Genomic DNA, 438 nt, shown 5'->3' with positions numbered 1-438 from the left:
ATTATCCGATTAATTGAGTTAGCGATTAATTTCTAAAAAACTCAAAATAACGCGGTGTTCTCGGTTTGTTTTGTTAATTAATAAAGAAAATTGATATTATTTAGTTTTCAAAGTGCAAGCTCGCTAACCTCACGGTTAGCAATGGAGAATAACGGAATCGAACCGATGACCTCCTGCTTGCAAAGCAGGTGCTCTCCCAGCTGAGCTAATTCCCCATATATGGGCCTAAATGGACTTGAACCATCGACCTCACGCTTATCAGGCGTGCGCTCTAAACCAGCTGAGCTATAGGCCCAAATAAGCGTCATAATCTTGTTTTGAGAGTAAACCTCTCAAAACTAAACAAAGTTTCAACAATGTGTAGGTTTCCGTTTTATTCCTTAGAAAGGAGGTGATCCAGCCGCAGGTTCTCCTACGGCTACCTTGTTACGACTTCAC

At 41.1% G+C, this 438-nt stretch carries 2 tRNA genes and 1 rRNA gene; all 3 read right to left on the bottom strand.

Annotation, left to right across the window (positions count from 1 at the left end):
• Positions 1–142: 142 nt before the first annotated feature.
• Positions 143–215 (bottom strand) — tRNA-Ala (locus HUK45_RS09375).
• Between the two features lie 5 nt (positions 216–220).
• Positions 221–295: transfer RNA gene (locus HUK45_RS09370), tRNA-Ile, on the bottom strand.
• 89 nt (positions 296–384) lie between these two features.
• Positions 385–438, bottom strand: a 16S ribosomal RNA gene (locus HUK45_RS09365); the annotation flags it as partial.

It is taken from the genome of Limosilactobacillus urinaemulieris (genome assembly GCF_014838745.1).
Lineage (GTDB): Bacteria > Bacillota > Bacilli > Lactobacillales > Lactobacillaceae > Limosilactobacillus > Limosilactobacillus urinaemulieris.
Note: the sequence above shows the minus strand (reverse complement) of the source record. Positions and strands in the feature narration are given on the sequence as shown.